The sequence below is a fragment of the Janibacter hoylei PVAS-1 genome, assembly GCF_000297495.1.
Lineage (GTDB): Bacteria > Actinomycetota > Actinomycetes > Actinomycetales > Dermatophilaceae > Janibacter > Janibacter hoylei.
This window is the reverse complement of the sequence record NZ_ALWX01000050.1, coordinates 1-19535: the sequence shown is the minus strand read 5'-3', so window position 1 is coordinate 19535 and position 19535 is coordinate 1. Positions and strand designations below refer to the sequence as shown.

Genomic DNA, 19535 nt, shown 5'->3' with positions numbered 1-19535 from the left:
ATGACCACGACGCTGCCCGCGAGCACCGCTGACGCCACCACCCCCGCCGGTCCCGTCCGTCGGGCCGGCCGCTGGATCGACCACTGGGACCCGGAGGACGCCGGCTTCTGGGCGGGCGGCGGCCGTGCGGTCGCCCGCCGCAACCTGGGCTGGTCGGTGCTCGCCGAGTTCCTCGGCTTCTGCGTGTGGGCACTGTGGAGCGTCGTCGTGCCGCAGCTGCCCGCCGCCGGCTTCGCGCTGACCCTGGACCAGCAGTTCTGGCTCATCGCGGTGCCGAGCCTCGTCGGCGCCTTCCTGCGGGTCCCCTACACCTTCATGGTCCCGCTCGTCGGCGGGCGCAACTGGACGATCATCTCGGCGCTGCTGCTCCTGCTGCCCACCCTCTCACTGGCCTGGGTCGTGGGCCGGCCGGAGACCCCCTTCGGCCTCCTCCTCGCGATCGCCGCACTCGCCGGCTTCGGCGGGGGCAACTTCGCGTCGTCGATGACCAACATCTCCTTCTTCTTCCCCGAGGCGGAGAAGGGGAAGGCGCTGGGGCTCAACGCAGCCGGCGGCAACCTCGGCACCGGCATCGTGCAGCTCGTCGTCCCCGCCGTCATCGCGATCGGCGCCGGGATCCACCTCGAGCGGGCCGGCCTGCTCTTCGTGCCGCTCGTGCTGCTCGCCGCGCTCGGCGCCTGGCGCGGCATGGACAACCTCAGCACCGCGCGGTCCGACCACCGCAGCTGGGCGAAGGCCGCGACCCACCCCCACACCTGGATCATCTCCTTCCTCTACATCGGCACCTTCGGCTCCTTCATCGGCTACTCGGCGGCCTTCCCGACGCTGCTCACGAGCCAGTTCCCCGAGGTGACGACGTCGATCGCCTTCGTCGGCGCGGTCCTCGGCGCCGCGAGCCGACCGCTCGGCGGGACCATCGCCGACCGGCTCGGCGGCGCGCGGGTGACCATCGCGGCCTTCGTCGTCATGGGGCTCGCCGCGGGGCTGGCAATCCTCGCTCTCTCCGCGCACTCCTTCGTCCTCTTCCTCCTCGCCTTCCTCGTGCTCTTCACCGGGGCCGGCATCGGCAACGGCGCGACCTATCGGATGATCCCGGCCGTCTTCCGGGCCGGGGTGCGTGACGGCGAGGAGCTCGCCATCGCACGCCGCAGTGCCGCCGGCTGCATCGGGATCGCCGGCGCCGTCGGTGCCGTTGGCGGCTTCCTCGTGCCGCGTGGTTTCGCGATGTCGACGACCGGCTTCGGCTCGCTCGTGCCGGCGATCGGGGTCTTCATCGCGGCCTACGTCCTCATGGCGACGCTCACGTGGGCGGTCTACGTCCGCCGCGGCGCGCGCCTGGCCGACGAGGGCATCTGATGGTCGACAGCCACTGCCCCTACTGCGCGCTGCAGTGCGCGATGAGTCTGGAGCCGGAGGGTGAGCGGGTCGAGGTCACGGCCCGCGACTTCCCGACCAACCGGGGCGGCATGTGCCGCAAGGGGTGGACCTCCGCCGAGGTGCTGCGCGCCCCCCGACCGGCTCACCACTCCCCTGGTGCGCGGCGCCGACGGCGAGCTGCACCCGACGGGCTGGGACGAGGTGCTCGACCTCCTCGCCGGGCGGCTCCGTGAGATCGCGACCGAGCACGGTCCGGACGCGGTGGCCGTCTTCGGCGGTGGCGGGCTGACGAACGAGAAGGCCTACCAGCTCGGCAAGTTCGCCCGGATCGCGTTGCGCACCAAGCACATCGACTACAACGGCCGCTTCTGCATGGCCTCCGCGGCGGCCGCCGCCAACCGGTCGCTGGGTATGGACCGCGGGATGCCCTTCCCCGTCACCGACCTCGACACCTCGGGCGCGATCCTGCTCCTCGGCAGCAATGTCGCCGAGACGATGCCTCCCTTCGTCGGGCACCTCGCGGGAGCTCGCGCGGCCGGTGGGCTCGTCGTCGTCGACCCGCGCCGCTCGGCCACGGCCGACCTCACCGACGACGGGCAGGGCGTCCACCTGCAGCCCGTCCCCGGGACCGACCTCGTCGTGCTCCAGGCACTGCTGCACGTCGTCCTCGCCGAGTCGCTCGCCGACGAGGCCTACCTCGCCGAGCGGACGAGCGGGCTCGACAACGTCGCCCGCTCCGTCGCCGCGTGGTGGCCCGAGCGGGCCGAGCAGGTCTGCGGGGTACCCGCTGACGACCTGCGGGCGACCGCTCGGCTGCTCGCGGCGGCCAGCCCCTCACGGGGAGGCGCGGGCGTCCACGTCCTCACCGGGCGCGGCGTCGAGCAGTCCACCCAGGGCACCGCGACGGTCACCGCCGCGATCAACCTCGCCCTCGCGCTCGGCCTCGTCGGACGCGAAGGGAGCGGCTATGGCGCCCTCACGGGTCAGGGCAACGGCCAGGGTGGGCGCGAGCACGGGCAGAAGGCGGACCAGCTGCCCGGCTACCGGATGATCGCCGACCCGGCCGCCCGCGAGCACGTCGCCGCGGTCTGGGGCGTCGACGCCGACGACCTGCCCGGCCCGGGCCTGCCGGCCGTCGAGCTGCTGCGCTCCCTCGGCACCCCCGACGGACCCCGGGCACTCCTCGTCCACGGGGCCAACCCCGTCGTGAGCGCACCCCGCGCCGATGCCGTCGCCGATCGACTGCGCGCACTCGACCTGCTCGTCGTCTGCGACGTCGTCCCCTCCGAGACCGTCGCCCTCGCCGACATCGTCCTGCCGGTCACGCAGTGGGCCGAGGAGGAGGGCACGATGACCAACCTCGAGGGCCGCATCATCCGTCGCCGCAAGGCCATCGACCCGCCCGACGGCGTCGTCTCGGAGCTGTGGGTGTGGGCCCAGCTCGCCGCCCGCCTCGATGCCCCGGGCACGTGGTCGACGGTCCCGTCGGAGGTCTTCGACGAGCTGGCCAGGGCGAGCGTCGGCGGCCGCGCCGACTACTCCGGGCTGAGCCACGCCCGCCTCGACCGCGAGACCGACCTGCACTGGCCCTGCCCCGCCACCGGCGAAGGGGAGGCCCCGCACCCGGGCACACCGCGCGCCTTCCTCGACGACTTCCCCACGCCCGACGGCAGGGCCCGGCTCGTGCCCGTCGACCACCTCGGGCCGGCCGAGGACCTGCGTCCCGACGCCCCGCTCTTCCTCATCACCGGGCGCGTCCTCGAGCACTACCAGTCGGGGGCCCAGACGCGTCGGGTGGCGGCGCTCCTCGCGGCGCAACCCACCCCCTTCGTCGAGGTGCACCCGCTCCTCGCCCACCGCCTGGGCATCGAGGAGGGCGACCAGCTCGACCTGCGCACGGCGCGGGCCACGGTCACCGCTCCCGCGCGGATCACCGACCGGGTCCGGCCGGACACCGTCTTCATGCCCTTCCACTTCGCCGGCGCCGGGAGCGTCAACCGGGCGACCAATGACGCGGTCGACCCGATCTCGTCGATGCCGGAGTTCAAGGTGTGCGCCGTCGACGTCGCCGCCAGCACGACCGATCTCGTCCCCGAACCGCTGGAGGTCAGCGCATGAGCCACATCGTCGTCATCGGGTACGGGATGGTCGGGTCCCGCTTCGTCGAGGACCTCACGACGGCCGACCACGCCGGCGAACACCTCGTCACGGTGCTCGGCGACGAAGCCTGCGAGCCCTACAACCGAGTGCTGCTCAGCGACGTCGTCGCGGGCACGCGCGGGCTCTCGGCGATCGCCCTCCCCGCGCCCGACCACCCGCGCGTCACGGTGCAGCGCGGCGTCGCGGTGCGGGCGATCGACCGTGGACGCCGCGACGTCGTCCTCGCCGACGACACGCGCGTCCCCTACGACGAGCTCGTCATCGCCACAGGTGCGGCCGCCCGGGTCCCGACGGTCCCGGGTCTCGGTGACGATCCAGCCGGCGGCGACCTGCCGAGCGGCGTCCACGTGCTGCGCTCCATCGACGACGCCCGCGAGATCATCGCGGCGACCCTCAACGCCCGCCGCGCCATCGTCCTCGGCGGCGGCGTGCTCGGCCTCGAGGCCGCGAGCGGGCTCGCCCGACGCGACCTCGCCGTCACCGTCGTCCACCCCTCCCCCGCCCTCATGGAGCGCCAGCTCGACGAGGCCGCCAGCCGGGTCGTCGAGTCGACCCTGCGCCGGACCGGTGTCGACCAGCGGGTCGGCGTCGGGGCGCAGGAGATCGTCGTCGAGGAGGGCCGGCTGCGACGGGTGCAGCTGACCAACGGCGAGGTCCTGGCCGCCGACCTGCTCGTGCTGTGCACGGGCACCGTGCCCCATGTCGCGCTGGCGGCCGAGGCTGGCCTCGAGGTCGACCGCGGCGTCCTCGTCGACGCCGACCTGACGACGAGCGACTCGCACGTGCACGCCATCGGTGACTGCGCCCAACCTCCCGGCGGCGCCAGCGGCCTCGTCGCCCAGGGGTGGGAGCAGGCCCGCCGTCTCGCCGACCTGCTCACCGGTCGTGACCCCGAGGCCGTGACCGCCGGCGTCGGCGACGTCGTCAAGCCCAAGACCCACGGTGTCGACATCGTGACGATGGGTGTGTGCGGCAGCGGGCGAGTCGACGACCCCGGCCTGCGCGTCGTGCGGCTGAGCGACCCGGCCGCCGGACGGCACCTCGAGATCGTCGTGCGCGACGGCCTGCTCGTGGGCGCGGCCGCCGTGGGGGCAGGCCGCGTCGGCACCGACCTGATCACGACCTACACCCGTCGCACTCCCCTGCCCGCAGACCCGGCGCACCTGCTGCTGCCGGCCATCGCTCCGGCCGCCACGACGACGCGACGCGACTCCCCTTCGCTCATCCCGGACCGGGCGACGATCTGCCGGTGCAACGGCGTGACGAAGGGGGACATCCGCGCCGAGTTCGCCTCCGGCGCAACGACTGTGGAGCAGATCGCCGCGAGCACCCGGGCGACCACCGGCTGCGGTGGGTGCACCGATGCGGTGTGCGGGATCCTCGACTGGCTCGGCGCAGACACGGGCCCCTCACAGCCCACGACTGCACCCGGTGAGGGCGGGTTCACACCGGGGAAACACGACCAAGACCGAGCCGAAACGAGGGCTTCCTAAGTTGAGCGCCATGCCAGAGACCACCACCTCCACCACCCAGCCGCAGCAGCTCGTCGTCGTCGGCGGCGGCATGGTCGCCCGCCGGCTCGTGGATGCGCTGCGCGCCCGGGACGACGCCGGGCGGTGGGCCGTCACGCTGCTGTGCGAGGAGCCGCGCGCGCCCTACGACCGCGTCGCCCTCACCTCCTACTTCACCGGGCGCCACCCCGAGGACCTCGCCCTCGGCGGGCAGGAGCTGTGGGACGACCCGCTCGTCACGCTGCGCCGCGGTGTCCGGGCCGAGAGCATCGACCGCGACGCCCGGACGGTGACGACGAGCACCGGCCAGGTCCTGCCCTACGACTCCCTCGTCCTCGCGACCGGCTCCTACGCCGCCGTGCCACCGGTGCCCGGCAAGGACCTGCGCGGCGCCTTCGTCTACCGCACGATCGACGACGTCGCCGACCTGCGGCAGTTCGTCGAGACCCGTCGGGAGGAGCTCGACCGGCCGGTCCGCGGCGCGGTCGTCGGCGGCGGCCTGCTCGGCCTCGAGGCGGCCGGCGCCCTGCGGGCGCTCGAGGTCGAGACGACGGTCGTGGAGTTCGCGCCACGGCTCATGCCGCTCCAAGTCGACGAGGGTGGTGGCGAGGGGCTCAAGCGGCTCATCGAGGGGCTCGGGGTCTCGGTGCGCACCTCGACCGCGACGTCGAAGATCGTCGGCGAGCGAGGCGCCGTCTCCCGGATGAAGTTCAGCGAGGGCCCCGCGCTCGACGTGGACGTCGTCGTCTTCGCCGTCGGCGTCCGCCCGCGTGACGAGCTCGCCCGCGAGGCCGGGCTCGAGATCGGCGAGCGCGGGGGCGTCGTCGTCGACGACGCCTGTGCCACAGCGGATCCCGCGATCCACGCGATCGGCGAGGTCGCCTGCATCGGCGGTCGCTGCCTCGGCCTGGTCGCCCCCGGCTACACGATGGCGGAGATCGTCGCCGACCGGCTGCTCGGCGGTGCCGGGACCTTCCCCGGGGCCGACCTGTCCACCAAGCTCAAGCTCCTGGGCGTCGACGTCGCGAGCTTCGGCGATGCCTTCGCGCAGGAGCGCGGCTCGCTCGAGGTCGTCATCTCCGACCCCGTCGCGGGCGTCTACAAGAAGCTCGTCATGAGCGACGACGCCCGCACCCTGCGCGGCGGCATCCTCGTCGGCGACGCCAGTGCCTACTCCTCCCTTCGCCCGATGGTCGGTCGCGAGCTCGGCGGCGACCCCGCGGCCTACCTGCTGCCCGAGGGGTCCGCGCCGGCACCTGCCGGCGACCTGCCGGACGAGGCCTCCGTGTGCTCCTGCAACAACGTCACCGCGGGCGAGATCCGTTGTGCCGTGGGCGAAGGGGGCTGCACCGACCTCGCGGGGGTCAAGGCGTGCACCCTCGCGGGCACGAGCTGCGGCTCCTGCCTGCCGCTGGTCAAGAAGCTCGTGACGAGCGAGCTCGCCGCCGCCGGCGTCGAGGTGAGCAGTGCGCTGTGCGAGCACTTCGAGCAGTCGCGTGCCCAGCTCTTCGACATCGTCCGGGTCCAGGGGTTGCGGACCTTCAGCGAGATCATCGAGCGCCACGGGACCGGCCGCGGCTGCGACATCTGCAAGCCGGTCATCGGCTCGATCCTCGCCTCGCTCGGCACCGGGCACATCCTCGACGGCGAGCAGGCGACCCTGCAGGACACCAACGACCACGTCATGGCCAACCTGCAGAAGGACGGCTCCTACTCGGTCGTCCCGCGCATCCCGGGCGGCGAGGTCACGCCCGAAGGGCTCATCGCGATCGGCGAGGTCGCCAAGGACTACGGCCTCTACACGAAGATCACCGGCGGCCAGCGGATCGATCTCTTCGGTGCCCGGATGGACCAGCTGCCCGGCATCTGGCGGCGGCTGGTCGACGCCGGCTTCGAGTCGGGTCACGCCTACGGCAAGTCGCTGCGCACGGTGAAGTCCTGCGTCGGCTCGACGTGGTGCCGCTTCGGCGTGCAGGACTCCGTCGGCCTCGCGATCGACCTCGAGCTGCGCTACCGCGGGCTCCGCTCGCCGCACAAGATCAAGCTCGGCGTCTCCGGGTGCGCCCGTGAGTGCGCCGAGGCCCGCGGCAAGGACGTCGGCATCATCGCCACCGACAAGGGGTGGAACCTCTACGTCGGCGGCAACGGCGGATTCACCCCCAAGCACGCCCGCCTGCTCGCCGAGGACCTCGACACCGAGACGCTCGTGCGCACCATCGACCGCTTCCTCATGTACTACGTGCGCACCGCAGACCGGCTGCAGCGCACCGCCCCCTGGGTCGAGGAGCACGAAGGGGGTCTCGACGCCATCCGTGCCGTCGTCATCGACGACAGCCTCGGCATCGCCGACGACCTCGATGCCGCGATGGCCGCCCACGTGGGCAGCTACCGCGACGAGTGGGCGGCGACGCTCGCCGACCCGGACAAGCTGGCCCGCTTCGCGTCCTTCGTCAATGCCCCGGACGCGGTCGACGACTCGCTCGCCTACGTCGGCGAGCGCGGCCAGGCCCGTCCCGCCACCCCGGAGGAGCGCTCGGACGAGTCCGTCCTCATCGCCGGCACGACTCTGGAGGTCCGCTCATGACCGCTGCTCCCCCACAGGCCCGCGTACGCCTGTGCGCCCTCACCGACCTCGTTCCCGAGCGCGGCGCGGTCGCCCTCGTCGACGGTGTGCAGGTCGCGCTGGTCCGCACGCATGACGACGAGGTCCACGGCATCGCCAACCGCGACCCCTACAGCGGCGCGCACGTCATCGCCCGCGGCCTCGTCGGCACGCGTGGTGGGGTCCCGACCGTCATCTCGCCGATGTACAAGCAGGTGTGGGACCTGCGCACCGGCACCTGCCTCGACGGGGCCGGCAGCGAGCCGGTCGACCTGCGCACCTGGCCCGTGACGGTCGTCGACGGCGAGGTCTGGGTCGAGCCGTTCGGCGACGAGGTGACGGGACCTCCCTTCGACCGCAGCGTCACGTGAGCCTGCCGCAGCTGCTCGCCGGGTGCGTCGTCCTCGTCACCGGGGACCGGCGCGCCGGCGACCTGCGCGCCGCCCTCGAGCGGCGCGGTGCCCGGGTGCTGCACACGCCGGCGCTGACGATCGTGCCGCACACCGCGGACGCGGAGCTCGTCGAGCGGACGCGGACCCTCCTCGCCGCACCGCCCGACGTCGTCGTGGTGACGACGGCGATCGGGTTCCGCGGGTGGGTGGAGGCGGCCGACGCCACGGGTCTGGGTGAGGAGCTGCACGAGGTCCTGGACCGGACCCGGATCGTCGCCCGCGGCCCCAAGGCGCGCGGCGCGATCCAGGCGGCCGGGCACGACGCGGACTGGGTCGCCGAGTCGGAGACCTCCGCTGAGATCCGTGACTTCCTGATCACCGAAGGCGTTGCGGGACAAAGCATCGCGATCCAGCACCACGGCGCAGGGTGCGACGAGCTCGACGTCGATCTGGCGACCGCCGGTGCCACGGTGACCTCTCTCGTGGTCTACCGCTGGGGGCCGCCACCGGATGCCGACGCGGTGACCTGCGGCGTCGAGCAGGCGGCCGTGGGTGACATCGACGTCGTCGTCTTCACCTCCGCACCGGCCGCGGCGGCCTGGCTCGACGCGGCTCGGGACGCCGGCGTTCTGCCGTCGATCGTCGGCCGGGTCCGCACCGGCCGTCTCGTCGTCGCGGCCGTCGGGCCGGTCACCGCACGCCCGCTCGAGCACGTCGGCATCAGCCCGCTGCTCCCGGAGCGGGCCCGGCTGGGGTCGCTCGTGCGAGCCCTGGTCGGCCACTACGAGGCGATGATGGCCACCGCCGTCGAGACCGTCGCCGGACCGCTGCAGCTGCGCAGCACCGCCGCGCTCCTCGGCGACCGGGTGCTCGCCATCTCCCCGAGCGGCCTGTCCGTGCTCCACCTGCTCATCGACGCGAAGGGAGATGTCGTCACCCGTGCCGACGTCCTCGAGGTGCTGCCGGGCGACTCCGCGAGCGGTCACGCCGTCGAGGTGGCCGTCGGCCGCTTGCGTGAGGCGATCGGGGACCGACGGGTCGTCGAGACGGTCGTCAAGCGGGGCTACCGGCTCGCGACGGCCTGACGCAATCCGCTTGCGGCTCCGCTGACCTGCCGCGAGGGTGAGCGGATGACCTCCCGCATCTCGCACACCACCCTCGACTGCCGCGACGCCTACGCCCTCAGCGAGTGGTGGAAGGGCGTCATCGGCTACACCGACGTGCCCGGCGACCCCAACCGCCCCGGGCACGAGGAGTGCATGCTCGTCGACCCGGTCACTGGGCACAGGGTGCTCTTCATCGAGGTCCCGGACCCCACGCCGGGCAAGACCAAGATGCACTACGACCTGCGGCCGACCGACCTGACGCAGGCCGAGGAGGTCGAGCGCCTGCTCGCCCACGGCGCGAGCCTCCACGCCGACCTTCGCGGGCACTACGGTCCCGGCACCGGGTGGGTGACCCTCGTCGACCCGGAGGGCAACCTGTTTTGCGTGCTGAGGTCCGACGGTGAGCTGGCCGCCCGGGACTGATCAGGCCCCGTCGCCGGCCTCGAGCCAGACGATCTCCTCGAGAGCGAGCCGCTCCCGACTGGTCCCGGGTGACGGGATCTCGCCCGGGCGATGATCGGCCACGCCGAAGGCCGTCATCGAGACGACCTCGAGGTGCGGCGGGACGGCAAGCTCCGCCGCCACCCCCTCGCGGTCGAAGGCCCGGAACTGGTGGCTGTCCAGCCCGATGGTCAGCGCCTGGACGCACATGTGCGCCACCGCCTGACCGAGGTCATAGGTCGCGAACTCCGAGTACTCCCAGCCCGGCGCGTCCTCGATGCCCACCACGGCGAGGTTGACCACGATCGCCGACGCGGCGGGCGCCCACGCCCCTGAGCTACGGGCCAGGTGGCGCACGATGCGCTCGTGCACGTCGTCCCCCCGCACCCCCACGACAAAGCGCCACGGCTGCGAGTTGCCCGCGGAGGGCGCCCGCCGAGCGGCCTCGAGCATCGTCTCGACGTGTGCTCGCTCGACCACGGCGTTCTCCCGGAAGCGCACCGGGCTGAAGCGGTGGGCCAGCGTCGGGTGCAGCTCGGGGAGGTCGGGGATCGTGCACGAGGTCATGGCTCCAGTGTGCTGCCGAAGGGGGGCACTCCCCCTTCGCCGCGCCCGGCAGATCCGTGCCACGGTGGGGCGATGAACGCACTCGAGGACCTCACCCGCACCCTCGACCGGCTGCAGGGTGCCGGCGAGCTCGCGGGCTGGGCGGTCGGCGTGGCGGATGCCGACGGAGCCCGCCTGCGCGTGGGTGGGGCCCGCTCCCCCGGCGGAGCACCGATGACGCGGGACACCCAGGTCGCCCTCAGCTCGTGCACCAAGCCCATCCGTGGCGTCCTCGCACTGCGCCTGGTCGAGCTCGGCGTCCTCACCCTCGACGACCCCGTGGCGGCGTGGCTGCCCGAGCTGGCCGACCCGAGGGTGCTCGTCGACCCCGCTGCCGATCTGTCCGCCACCGTCCCCGCCGAGCGACCGATCACGCTGCGGCACCTGCTGACGATGACCCCGGGCTTCGGCTGGGTGAGCGAGCCCGGCCCCCTCGCCGATGCCCTCGCCCGTGAGCAGGTCGCCCCCGGCCCCTTCTGCCCAACGATGTCACCCGACGACTTCATGAGCCGACTCGGCAGCGTGCCGCTGGCTGACCAGCCGGGCACGGCCTGGCGGTACCACACGAGCAGCGACGTCCTCGGGGTGCTGCTCGCCCGGGCCACCGGGTCGAGCGTGCCCGAGCTGCTCACCGAGCACGTGCTGCAGCCGCTCGCGATGACCGACACCGGCTACACCGCCGACGCCACCTGCCTGGCCCCACCGCTGACTCCCGAGGGGGGAGGGCTCAGGCCCGTGGAGCTCCCGGCGGGCACCTTCGTGGACCCGCCTCCCTTCGCGTCCCTTGCCACCGGGCTCGTCTCGACCGTGCCCGACCAGCTGGCCTTCCTGCGCTCGCTCGTCGGCGGTCCCACCGTCCTCTCGCCCGAGTCCCTCGCGGCTCTGCGCACCGGCACGCTCACCGACGAGCAGCGGCTCACCGCAGCGGGGTTCATCGAGCCGGGCTGCGACTGGGGGCTCACCGTCGAGGTCCGTCCAGGCGGGCAGGTGGGATGGGCCGGTGGCCTGGGCACCATCGGCTATGCCGATCCGGCCACTGGGCGGGCCGCCTTCCTCGCCACGGCGGTCACCGTCGACTCCCCCGCGACGACGACTGCCTTCGACCACTTCTGGGGCCTGCTCGTCGCCGGGGCATGACATCCTCACCAGCATGAGCCGTGCACTCGTCCTCGTCGACATCCAGAACGACTTCTGCGAAGGGGGCTCCCTCGCCGTGACCGGAGGTGCCGCCGTCGCCGAGCGGGCCGCCGCACGAGTCCTCGACCAGGACGGCCCGCCCTACGCCGCGATCGTCGCCACGGCCGACTGGCACCACGACCCCGGCGCGCACTGGGCCACCGACGGCGAGCCCGACTTCGCGACGACCTGGCCGGTGCACTGCGCGGCTGGCACGACGGGCGCCGCCTTCCACCCTGCGCTCGAGCCGGCCATGGGTGAGGTGACCGAGGTCTTCCGCAAGGGCGCCCACGACGCCGCCTACAGCGGCTTCGAGGGCTTCGCCGAGGACGGCACCGGTCTCGCGGACTGGTTGCGCACGCGGGGCGTCACCGACCTCGACGTCGGCGGGATCGCCACCGACCACTGCGTCAGGGCCACGGTCCTCGACGCGCTGCGCGAGGGATTTGCGGTGCGACTGCTCACCGACACCATCGCCGGGGTCGCCCCCGAGACGACGCAGGCAGCACTCGCCGAGATGGCCGCCGCCGGCGCCACGACGGACGCGTGAGCCGCCCCCTGCCGGCGGTCATGGCCGGCCGCACCGTCCTCATCACGGCTGACCGGCGCAGCGACGACCTCGCCGAGGCCTTCGCCCGTCGCGGTGCGACGATCCGGCACGCCGCGGCGATGTCGATCGTCCACCACAGCGACGACGAGCGGCTCGTCGCCGACACCCGTGCCCTCGTCGCCGACCCGCCGGATCTCGTCGTCGTCACCACGGGGGCCGGTCTGCGCGGCTGGCTCGAGGCCGCCGATGTGGCCGGCCTCCACGGCTCCCTCACGGACGCGCTCTCCTACGCCCGGATCTTCGCCCGGGGCCCCAAGGCCAAGGGCGCCCTCGTCGCCCACGGGCTCACCCCCCGAGTGGGTGGCCGAGTCCGAGACGACCGCCGAGATCACCGATCACCTCCTCGCCCTGGGTGTCGACGGCGCGAGCGTCGCGGTCCAGCACCACGGCAACGGGTCCGACGGGCTCGACGAGGCCCTGACGGCCGCGGGCGCGCGGGTCTCGCCGCTGGTCGTCTACCGGTGGGGTCCGGCGCCGGACCCTGCCGCGGTCACCGCCTCGACCCGTGCCGCTGCTGCCGGCGAGGTCGACGCGGTCGTCTTCACCTCCGCACCGGCCGTCGTGGCCTGGTTCGCGGCGGCCGACGCCGCGGGCGTCACCGACGAGATCGTCCATCGGTCACGCGCCGGTCTGCTCGTCGCCGCGGTCGGTCCGGTCACCGCTGCCCCGCTGCAGGCGAAGGGGGTCGACCCGCTCGTCCCCGAGCGCAGCCGCATGGGTGCCCTCGTGCGCGCCGTCCTCGAGCACTACGGCGACGGTTAGGACTCAGCGGGCCTCGCGGTCCGTTTCGGCCTCGCCGCTGACCTTCTCCTGGCGGCCGCGGACGACGAGCGTGCCCGCGATCTTGTCGTGCAGCGTCTGCCGCTGCGGGTCCTTGATCGGCCACAGCAGGTCGGCGGCCGTCACGGCGGTCGAGAAGCAGCTGATCGCGGACAGCAGCATCGTCGCCATCGGCAGGAGCGCCCGCATGAAGGCCGTCCCGGCGCTCGGCCGGCCCGGGCGGTCGACCCGGCGGACCGACAGGCCGAGAGCCAGCTTGCCCGGGGTCGCGGCCCAGCGGCTGAGGAAGATGACCTCGTAGAGGCACCGCACGAGCATGCCGATACCGAGGGCGACGAGCAGGTACTGCACGTCGAAGAGCCCGAGCAGCTCCTCGGGCGTGACCCGCTCGAGCCGCTCCGGGTCGTTGGCCGCCGCCGCGTCCCAGATGAAGGTCAGGTAGTCGCGGCTCGCCAGCCACACGGCCCAGCCGGCGAAGATGACGTTGAGGATCCGCAGCACGATCCAGTCGACGAGGTAGGCGCCCACGCGCTGGCCGTAGCTGGCCAGGGTCTGGCCGTCGGCCGTCGTGGGCTGCGGGGCGGCGTCGCCGTAGCCTGCTGCGCCCTGCGGCGCCGTGCCGAAGGGGGCTTGCCCTGCCCCGTGGGTCGGCCGGCCGAAGACATCCGTGCCCGGCCCACCCGGGCTGCCCTGCCCGCCCTGCGTGCCCGGGGCGCCGGGACCGACCGCCGGGTCGCCCTGCGGCGCGATCTCCGGGGTGGGCTGCGCGGCCCGCGTCTGCCGGGGCACGGTGCGCTCGCTCCAGATGATCCCGTCGAAGTAGCGCAGCTGCGTCTCGTCCTCCGGGTCGTCGTACCAGCCGGCGCGCTCGGGGGTGCTCATGCCCTCACGATCTCACGGCGTCGGTGGAGTCCCGATCGGGTGTCGACCCCTCGACCTCCGCGACGAGCGCACGCGCCTGCCGGCGACGCGACCACAGCAGAGCGGTGACACCCACGACGACCACGACGGCCAGCAGCGTCGCCGCGAGCGGCGACCTGGCGGCGGCCGCCAGCCAGGCACGCGCAGCGGCCAGACCCACCGTCGCGTAGATCGTCGCCCAGGCGATCGAGCCGAGAGTCACGGCGGGCAGGTACCGGCGCAGCGGCATCCGGGTGACGCCGGCCGTCGCGTTGACAGCCGTCTGGATGCCGACGGTGAAGAAGCACAGGACGACGGCGATCGGTCCCCACCGGTTGACCAGCACGCGGGCACTCTGCCACGCGGGCGAGCCCTCCCCTTCGCTCTTGCGCCAACGGCGACCACCGGCAGCTGCCCCGCGGCCGAGCCAGTACGTGGCATTGGCCCGGAGCATGACGATGACGAAGAGCGCCCCGAAGGTCGGGAGGAACTGCGACCAGGTCACGCAGGCCCGCCGGCCGCGGCGTGCTCGGGTGCGCGGGCCGCACCGAGGTCGGCGAAGACCCGCCGGTTGAGCTCGAAGCTGTCGACGGCTGCGTCGAGGACCCGGCGACGCGCGGTCTCGTCGAGCTCGAGCGAGTCCAGGGCCGCGCGGTAGGCGTCCTTGTAGAGCTTGGGCTTGGGGATCTGCTCGAAGTGGTAGAAGTTCAGCCCCGCGGGGTCGATGCCGTAGTGCCGCTGCACCATCCGCGCGATGATCTGGCCCCCGGAGAGGTCCCCGAGGTAGCGCACGTAGTGGTGCGCGAGCATCGACTCGGGGGTGTGCTGCTCACGCAGCTGCGCCGCGTAGTCGGCCGCGGCGGGCACGATGTGGATGTCGGCGGCGAGTCGACCGTCGACGTCATCGCCGCAGAGGTGGTCGATGTCCTGCTCGAGCGCGGCGACCCGGTCGAGCCGGTGGTCGAGCACCGGCGCGACGAAGGGGTGGTCGGAGTAGTGCGTCCAGAGCACCTCTTCGAGGGCCCGATAGATGACCAGCTGCTGGGCGACGAGCGCGACGAAGGCCGGGCGGCAGGCCAGGCCAGCCATGAGCTGCTCGACGAAGGCGGAACCCTCGGCGTCGTCATGCGCCGAGGCCGTCTCGGTGCGCAGGGCGAGCGACAGCGGCTGGTCCATGAGAGCTCCCGGGTGAGGTGCGGGTTGCCTCATGCTAACGGGGCGCCTCTCCCCGCAACAGGGCCGGGAGCGGAGGTGGACAGGCGCCCTTCCCCGCTCCCGGACCCGTGCGCGTCAGAGGTTGCCGCGCTTGTCCTGCTCGCGCTCGATGGACTCGAAGAGCGCCTTGAAGTTGCCCTTGCCGAAGCCGAGCGAGCCGTGCCGCTCGATGATCTCGAAGAAGACCGTCGGGCGGTCACCGAGCGGCTTGGTGAAGATCTGCAGCAGGTAGCCGTCCTCGTCGCGATCGACGAGGATCTTGCGCTTCTTCAGCTCCTCGATGGGGACGCGGACCTCGCCGATGCGGGCGCGCATCTCGGGGTCGTCGTAGTAGGCGTCGGGGGTGTCGAGGAACTCGACGCCCTCCGTGGTCAGCTCGTCGACGGTGCGCAGGATGTCGTTGGTCGCGAGCGCGAGGTGCTGGGCACCGGGCCCGGTGTAGAACTCGAGGTACTCGTCGATCTGCGACTTCTTCTTGGCGATCGCGGGCTCGTTGAGGGGGAACTTCACGCGGTGGTTGCCGTTGGCGACGACCTTGGACATCAGGGCCGAGTACTCGGTCGCGATGTCGTCACCGACGAACTCGGCCATGTTGACGAAGCCCATGACCCGGTTGTAGAAGGCGACCCATTCGTCCATCTTGCCGAGCTCGACGTTGCCGACGATGTGGTCGAGCGCCTGGAAGAGCCGCTTGGGAGCGCCGTCGCGCTTGACGAAGTTGGAGGACCTCTCGACGTAGCCCGGCAGGTAGGCCCCGGCGTAGGTCTGGCCGTCGATGGTGCGCTGCACGAGGGTGTGCCGGGTCTCGCCGTAGGTCGCGATCGCGCCGATGCGCACCGAGCCGTGCTCGTCGCTGACCGTCTCGGGCTCCTGGAGGACCGTGGCGCCAGCCGCCTTGGCCTGGGCGATGCACTTGTCGACGTCGGGCACCTCGAGCGAGATGTCGACGACGCCGTCGCCGTGCTTGGCGTGGTGGGCGATGAGCGGGCTGTCGGGGCTCACCGCGCCCTTGACGACGAAGCGGATCGAGCCGGACTTGAGGACGAAGGCCTTGTGGTCGCGGTTGCCGTGCTCGGGGCCGGAGTAGCCGACGAGCTCCATGCCCCAGGCGCTCTGGTAGTAGTGCGCCGTCTGCGTCGCATTGCCGACGACGAAGACGATCGCGTCCCAGCCGTCACGGGGAAGGGGTCGCGCTCCTCGTCGTACTCGACGAGCCCGACGAGCTGCTTGAGCTGGTCGAGGTCGAGCTCGGCCTCGCGCTCCTGCCTGGTGAGTTCAACCGCGGTGTTGGACATGGGCTCAGGATCATCACCGCCACCGCCGTGTGCAACCGGCCCCCATCCCGGTGCGCATGCTGCGCAATCTGTTGCCATGATTGACGCCTGGAGGCGACAATCTGACCATGCCGACTCCCCCTTCGCGCCCACCGGCCATCGACGAGCTCGACGCCCGCCTGCTCGCACTGCTCGCCGAGCGGCCGTCGATCGGGGTGCTCGGGGCGAGCCGTGAGCTCGGGGTGGCCCGCGGCACCGTGCAGGCTCGGCTCGACCGCCTCCAGACGAAGGGGGTCATCCGCACCTTTGCACCGACGCTCGACCCGGCCTCGCTCGGCTACCCGGTCACGGCACTGTGCACCCTCGAGATCCGTCAGCGGCTGGGGCACCAGGCCGTGGTCGACCACCTCATGGCGATCCCCGAGGTGCTGGAGATCCACTCGACGACCGGGGTCGGTGACCTCATCATCCGGATCGTCGCGATGGACAATGCGGACCTGGGCAGGGTCATCGACGAGATCATCGATGACACGCACGTGGTGCGCGCCAGCACGTCGATCGCGCTCGTCACCCACCTGGAGATGCGTACCGGCCCCCTCGTCGAGGCAGCGGCCCACCGCCCCACCACCCTCTCGAAGGTCCCTGAGGAGGTCGCCCCGCGACCGTCTCGGAGGGCGCCTCCGCGCGCAGCAGCCCTACTCGAAGGGGGACGTCCCCGCCCCGAGCTCGGTGACGATGGCGACCCACGGCGTCCCTCCGCATTCGGTGGGGAGGGCATCGGGCTCGAAGCCGCCCATCTCAGAGTCCTCGTCGCCACCACCCATCACGAGGTCACCCTGGGTGAACTCGTCACCGGACTCGCTGACGATCGACCACGACTGCCGGTCGCCCTCGACCGACGTGCCGTCGGGGAAAGCCACCGGACGCCGCGACTCCTCATCGACGATGCACCCGGTCTTGTCGTCCAGCGCGAGGGTGGCACGCGCCTGCATGTCATTGCCGCCGTCCGTGGGTTCGGGCAGGACGAGGATGCGCACCTCCTCGTCACCCTCGAGCCGCACGTCGTCGGAGGACGAGCACCCGCCGACCGTCGCCACCACCACCACTGCACATGTCACCAGCCGTCGCATGACACCTCCCCCGCACGGATCACCAGCACTCTCCAGCATGCGGGGGGGGGCATGGTCGCGTCAATGGCCGGCGCCGGTCTCTCCCTTCGTCCCCAGCACCCTTCGAGACGTCGGCCGCAGGCGGCCTCCTCCTCAGGGACCGGGGGGGGAGCGACCCCCGGCCTCCTCAGGGAGCGAAGGGCAGGGTCAGTCGACCTTGCGCGCAGCACCCTTGTCGGCGGACTGGGCGAACTTCGCGAAGATCTTCAGCGCGGGCGTGACGTGGCGCTCGCGGGGGGGCGGCGGGGGCCCACCCCTTCGCGTCCTGCTCGGCGCGGCGACGGGCGAGCTCCTCGTCGTCGACGAGCAGGTTGACCCGCCGGCCGGGGATGTCGAACTCGATGACATCGCCGTCCTTGACCAGGCCGATCGCGCCGCCGGAGGCGGCCTCCGGGGAGACGTGCCCGATCGACAGGCCGGACGAGCCGCCGGAGAAGCGGCCGTCGGTGATCAGGGCGCACTTGGGGCCCAGGCCGGTGCCCTTGAGGTAGGAGGTCGGGTAGAGCATCTCCTGCATGCCGGGCCCGCCCTTGGGGCCCTCGTAGCGGATGACGACGACCTCGCCCTCCTGCACCTGCTTGGACAGGATCATCTCGACGGCCGCGTCCTGCGACTCGGCGACGCGGGCCGGGCCGGAGAAGTTCCACTGGTGCTCGGGCACGCCAGCGGTCTTGACGATGCAGCCGTCCGGGGCGAGGTTGCCGTGGAGGACGGCCAGTCCCCCTTCGCTCGTGTAGGCGTGCTCGACGGAGCGGATGCACCCGTCCTGCGCGTCCGTGTCCAGACTCGACCACCGGTTGGTGGAGGAGAAGGCCTGCGTCGTGCGCACGCCACCGGGCGCGGCGTGGAAGAGCTCGATCGCCTTGCTCGTCGCGGCGCCGCTGCGGATGTCCCAGTCGGAGAGCCACGTCTCGAGGTCGGGGCTGTGCACGGACCGGACGCTGGCGTCGAGCATGCCGCCGCGGTGCAGCTCGCCGAGGATCGCGGGGATGCCGCCGGCGCGGTGGACGTCCTCCATGTAGTAGTCACCGCTGTTGGGCGCGACCTTGACCAGGCACGGCGTGACGCGCGAGAGGGCGTCGATGTCGGTCTGGTCGAAGTCGACGCCGGCCTCCTGGGCCGCGGCGAGCAGGTGGAGGATCGTGTTGGTCGAGCCGCCCATGGCGATGTCGAGGCGCATTGCGTTGGCGAAGGCGGGCTTGGTCGCGATCGAGCGCGGCAGCACCGAGTCGTCGTCGCCGTCGTAGTAGTCGCGGCACAGGTCGACGACGAGCTTGCCGGCGTCGAGGAAGAGGTCGCGCCGGGCCGAGGCGGTCGCAAGTGTCGAGCCGTTGCCCGGCAGGGAGAGGCCGAGGGCCTCGGTGAGGCAGTTCATCGAGTTGGCGGTGAACATGCCCGAGCAGGACCCGCACGTCGGGCAGGCGGACTGCTCGATGGCGGTGATCTCGTCGTCGCTGACGTTGTCGTCGACGGCCTTGACCATCGCGTCGACGAGGTCCAGACGGGTGTAGGTCTCGCCGTCGTCACCGATGATCGCCTTGCCGGCCTCCATCGGACCGCCGGAGACGAAGACCGTCGGGATGTTCAGGCGCAGCGCGGCCAGGAGCATGCCGGGCGTGATCTTGTCGCAGTTGGAGATGCACACGAGGGCGTCGGCGCAGTGCGCGTTGACCATGTACTCGATGGAGTCGGCGATGACCTCGCGGCTGGGCAGCGAGTAGAGCATGCCGTCGTGGCCCATCGCGATGCCGTCGTCGACGGCGATGGTGTTGAACTCCTTGCCCACTCCCCCGGCCTCCTCGACGGCACCGGCGACAAGCTGGCCCATGTCCTTGAGGTGGACGTGCCCGGGGACGAACTGCGTGAAGGAGTTGGCGATCGCGACGATCGGCTTGCCAAAGTCCCCTTCGCCCATGCCGGTGGCGCGCCAGAGTGCGCGGGCACCGGCCATGTTGCGTCCGTGGGTCGTCGTGCGAGATCGAAGCTGCGGCATGCCTCCACGGTATGCCGCCGGTCCGCAGGGTGATACCGCGTCTCACATGCAGACCGCCCCCGCACCGTCGGCGGTGCGGGGGCGGTCGGGATGCTGTGGGCTGCGCTCACTCACCGCTGTCGCGGCGGTCCAGGCTCTCCTGGAGGGCGCGGCGTGCCTCGATGGCCTCGTCGCTCATGACGGCTCCTCGTGATCGTGCGGTGGTGGGGCGGGCACGGCGTGG

General features: G+C 72.5%; 14 protein-coding genes and 5 pseudogenes. 12 read left to right on the top strand and 7 right to left on the bottom strand.

Features of this window, described 5'->3' with window-relative positions:
- The 7 genes and pseudogenes from B277_RS10920 to B277_RS10890 all read left to right on the top strand — a co-directional run bounded on the left by B277_RS10920 (window position 1) and on the right by B277_RS10890 (window position 9571).
- On the top strand, window positions 1-1356 hold the full coding sequence (locus B277_RS10920; RefSeq protein WP_007928192.1) for an MFS transporter: 1356 nt from the start codon (window positions 1-3) through the stop codon (window positions 1354-1356).
- Window positions 1356-3495: pseudogene (locus B277_RS10915) on the top strand (molybdopterin oxidoreductase family protein). Before B277_RS10920 ends, B277_RS10915 begins: the two are co-directional and overlap by 1 nt.
- Entirely contained in the window at window positions 3492-5030 is a 1539-nt protein-coding gene (locus B277_RS10910) for an FAD-dependent oxidoreductase (protein WP_007928188.1), read from the top strand. The pseudogene B277_RS10915 and the gene B277_RS10910 overlap by 4 nt, the downstream one beginning before the upstream one ends.
- A 10-nt stretch (window positions 5031-5040) precedes the next feature.
- On the top strand, window positions 5041-7632 hold the full coding sequence (gene nirB, locus B277_RS10905; RefSeq protein ID WP_007928186.1) for a nitrite reductase large subunit NirB: 2592 nt from the start codon (window positions 5041-5043) through the stop codon (window positions 7630-7632).
- Window positions 7629-8021 carry a nitrite reductase small subunit NirD gene (gene nirD, locus B277_RS10900; RefSeq protein WP_007928184.1) on the top strand — a complete coding sequence of 131 codons (393 nt, stop codon included), beginning with the start codon at window positions 7629-7631 and terminating at the stop codon, window positions 8019-8021. Before nirB ends, nirD begins: the two co-directional genes overlap by 4 nt.
- A complete protein-coding gene (locus B277_RS10895) occupies window positions 8018-9127 on the top strand; it encodes a uroporphyrinogen-III synthase (protein ID WP_007928182.1) in 1110 nt (369 codons plus the stop codon). The genes nirD and B277_RS10895 overlap by 4 nt, the downstream gene beginning before the upstream one ends.
- A 45-nt stretch (window positions 9128-9172) precedes the next feature.
- Window positions 9173-9571 (top strand): VOC family protein, encoded by a 399-nt coding sequence (locus B277_RS10890; RefSeq protein WP_007928179.1) that lies wholly within the window; start codon window positions 9173-9175, stop codon window positions 9569-9571.
- Here B277_RS10890 and B277_RS10885 read toward each other — a convergent pair whose 3' ends face one another.
- Window positions 9572-10156, bottom strand: coding sequence for a nitroreductase family protein (locus B277_RS10885; protein ID WP_007928177.1), 585 nt, complete (start codon window positions 10154-10156; stop codon window positions 9572-9574).
- Between the two features lie 72 nt (window positions 10157-10228).
- Between B277_RS10885 and B277_RS10880 the strand changes: the two genes are divergently transcribed.
- From B277_RS10880 to B277_RS19960, 4 genes and pseudogenes are all read left to right on the top strand, one after another.
- A complete protein-coding gene (locus B277_RS10880) occupies window positions 10229-11332 on the top strand; it encodes a serine hydrolase domain-containing protein (protein WP_007928165.1) in 1104 nt (367 codons plus the stop codon).
- Window positions 11333-11345: 13 nt separating this feature from the next.
- Window positions 11346-11921 carry an isochorismatase family protein gene (locus tag B277_RS10875; protein WP_007928163.1) on the top strand — a complete coding sequence of 192 codons (576 nt, stop codon included), beginning with the start codon at window positions 11346-11348 and terminating at the stop codon, window positions 11919-11921.
- A 20-nt stretch (window positions 11922-11941) separates the two neighbouring features.
- Window positions 11942-12220 (top strand): annotated as a pseudogene (locus B277_RS19965) (uroporphyrinogen-III synthase); the annotation flags it as partial.
- 61 nt (window positions 12221-12281) lie between these two features.
- The gene (locus tag B277_RS19960) at window positions 12282-12743 is read left to right on the top strand and encodes a uroporphyrinogen-III synthase (protein WP_051988011.1); all 462 of its coding nucleotides are present in this window, start codon (window positions 12282-12284) and stop codon (window positions 12741-12743) included.
- 3 nt (window positions 12744-12746) lie between these two features.
- Here B277_RS19960 and B277_RS10865 read toward each other — a convergent pair whose 3' ends face one another.
- The 4 genes and pseudogenes from B277_RS10865 to hppD form a co-directional block, all read right to left on the bottom strand.
- Window positions 12747-13643: an RDD family protein gene (locus tag B277_RS10865; protein ID WP_007928153.1), complete on the bottom strand. Its 897-nt coding sequence runs from the start codon at window positions 13641-13643 to the stop codon at window positions 12747-12749.
- Between the two features lie 4 nt (window positions 13644-13647).
- Complete coding sequence (locus B277_RS10860; protein ID WP_007928152.1) at window positions 13648-14166, bottom strand: DedA family protein; 519 nt, start codon at window positions 14164-14166, stop codon at window positions 13648-13650.
- Window positions 14163-14837, bottom strand: coding sequence for a biliverdin-producing heme oxygenase (locus B277_RS10855; RefSeq protein ID WP_007928151.1), 675 nt, complete (start codon window positions 14835-14837; stop codon window positions 14163-14165). The genes B277_RS10860 and B277_RS10855 overlap by 4 nt, the downstream gene beginning before the upstream one ends.
- Before the next feature lie 114 nt (window positions 14838-14951).
- Window positions 14952-16171 (bottom strand): annotated as a pseudogene (gene hppD, locus B277_RS10850) (4-hydroxyphenylpyruvate dioxygenase).
- A gap of 107 nt (window positions 16172-16278) precedes the next feature.
- Between hppD and B277_RS16915 the strand changes: the two are divergent.
- Window positions 16279-16764: pseudogene (locus B277_RS16915) on the top strand (Lrp/AsnC family transcriptional regulator); the annotation flags it as partial.
- Window positions 16765-16845: 81 nt separating this feature from the next.
- Here the strand turns inward: B277_RS16915 and B277_RS10840 are convergent.
- Window positions 16846-17247 carry a hypothetical protein gene (locus B277_RS10840; protein ID WP_007928148.1) on the bottom strand — a complete coding sequence of 134 codons (402 nt, stop codon included), beginning with the start codon at window positions 17245-17247 and terminating at the stop codon, window positions 16846-16848.
- A 219-nt stretch (window positions 17248-17466) separates the two neighbouring features.
- Window positions 17467-19312: pseudogene (gene ilvD, locus B277_RS10835) on the bottom strand (dihydroxy-acid dehydratase).
- Window positions 19313-19535 lie beyond the last annotated feature (223 nt).

Excerpts from the sequence above, each read along its gene's own strand:
- B277_RS10855 (WP_007928151.1), bottom strand. The coding sequence starts at position 14,837 with ATGGACCAGCCGCTGTCGCTCGCCCTGCGCACCGAGACGGCCTCGGCG.
- B277_RS10875 (WP_007928163.1), top strand. The coding sequence starts at position 11,346 with ATGAGCCGTGCACTCGTCCTCGTCGACATCCAGAACGACTTCTGCGAA.
- nirB (WP_007928186.1), top strand. The coding sequence starts at position 5,041 with ATGCCAGAGACCACCACCTCCACCACCCAGCCGCAGCAGCTCGTCGTC.
- B277_RS10885 (WP_007928177.1), bottom strand. The coding sequence starts at position 10,156 with ATGACCTCGTGCACGATCCCCGACCTCCCCGAGCTGCACCCGACGCTG.
- B277_RS10920 (WP_007928192.1), top strand. The coding sequence starts at position 1 with ATGACCACGACGCTGCCCGCGAGCACCGCTGACGCCACCACCCCCGCC.
- B277_RS10890 (WP_007928179.1), top strand. The coding sequence starts at position 9,173 with ATGACCTCCCGCATCTCGCACACCACCCTCGACTGCCGCGACGCCTAC.
- nirD (WP_007928184.1), top strand. The coding sequence starts at position 7,629 with ATGACCGCTGCTCCCCCACAGGCCCGCGTACGCCTGTGCGCCCTCACC.
- B277_RS10910 (WP_007928188.1), top strand. The coding sequence starts at position 3,492 with ATGAGCCACATCGTCGTCATCGGGTACGGGATGGTCGGGTCCCGCTTC.
- B277_RS10865 (WP_007928153.1), bottom strand. The coding sequence starts at position 13,643 with ATGAGCACCCCCGAGCGCGCCGGCTGGTACGACGACCCGGAGGACGAG.
- B277_RS10880 (WP_007928165.1), top strand. The coding sequence starts at position 10,229 with ATGAACGCACTCGAGGACCTCACCCGCACCCTCGACCGGCTGCAGGGT.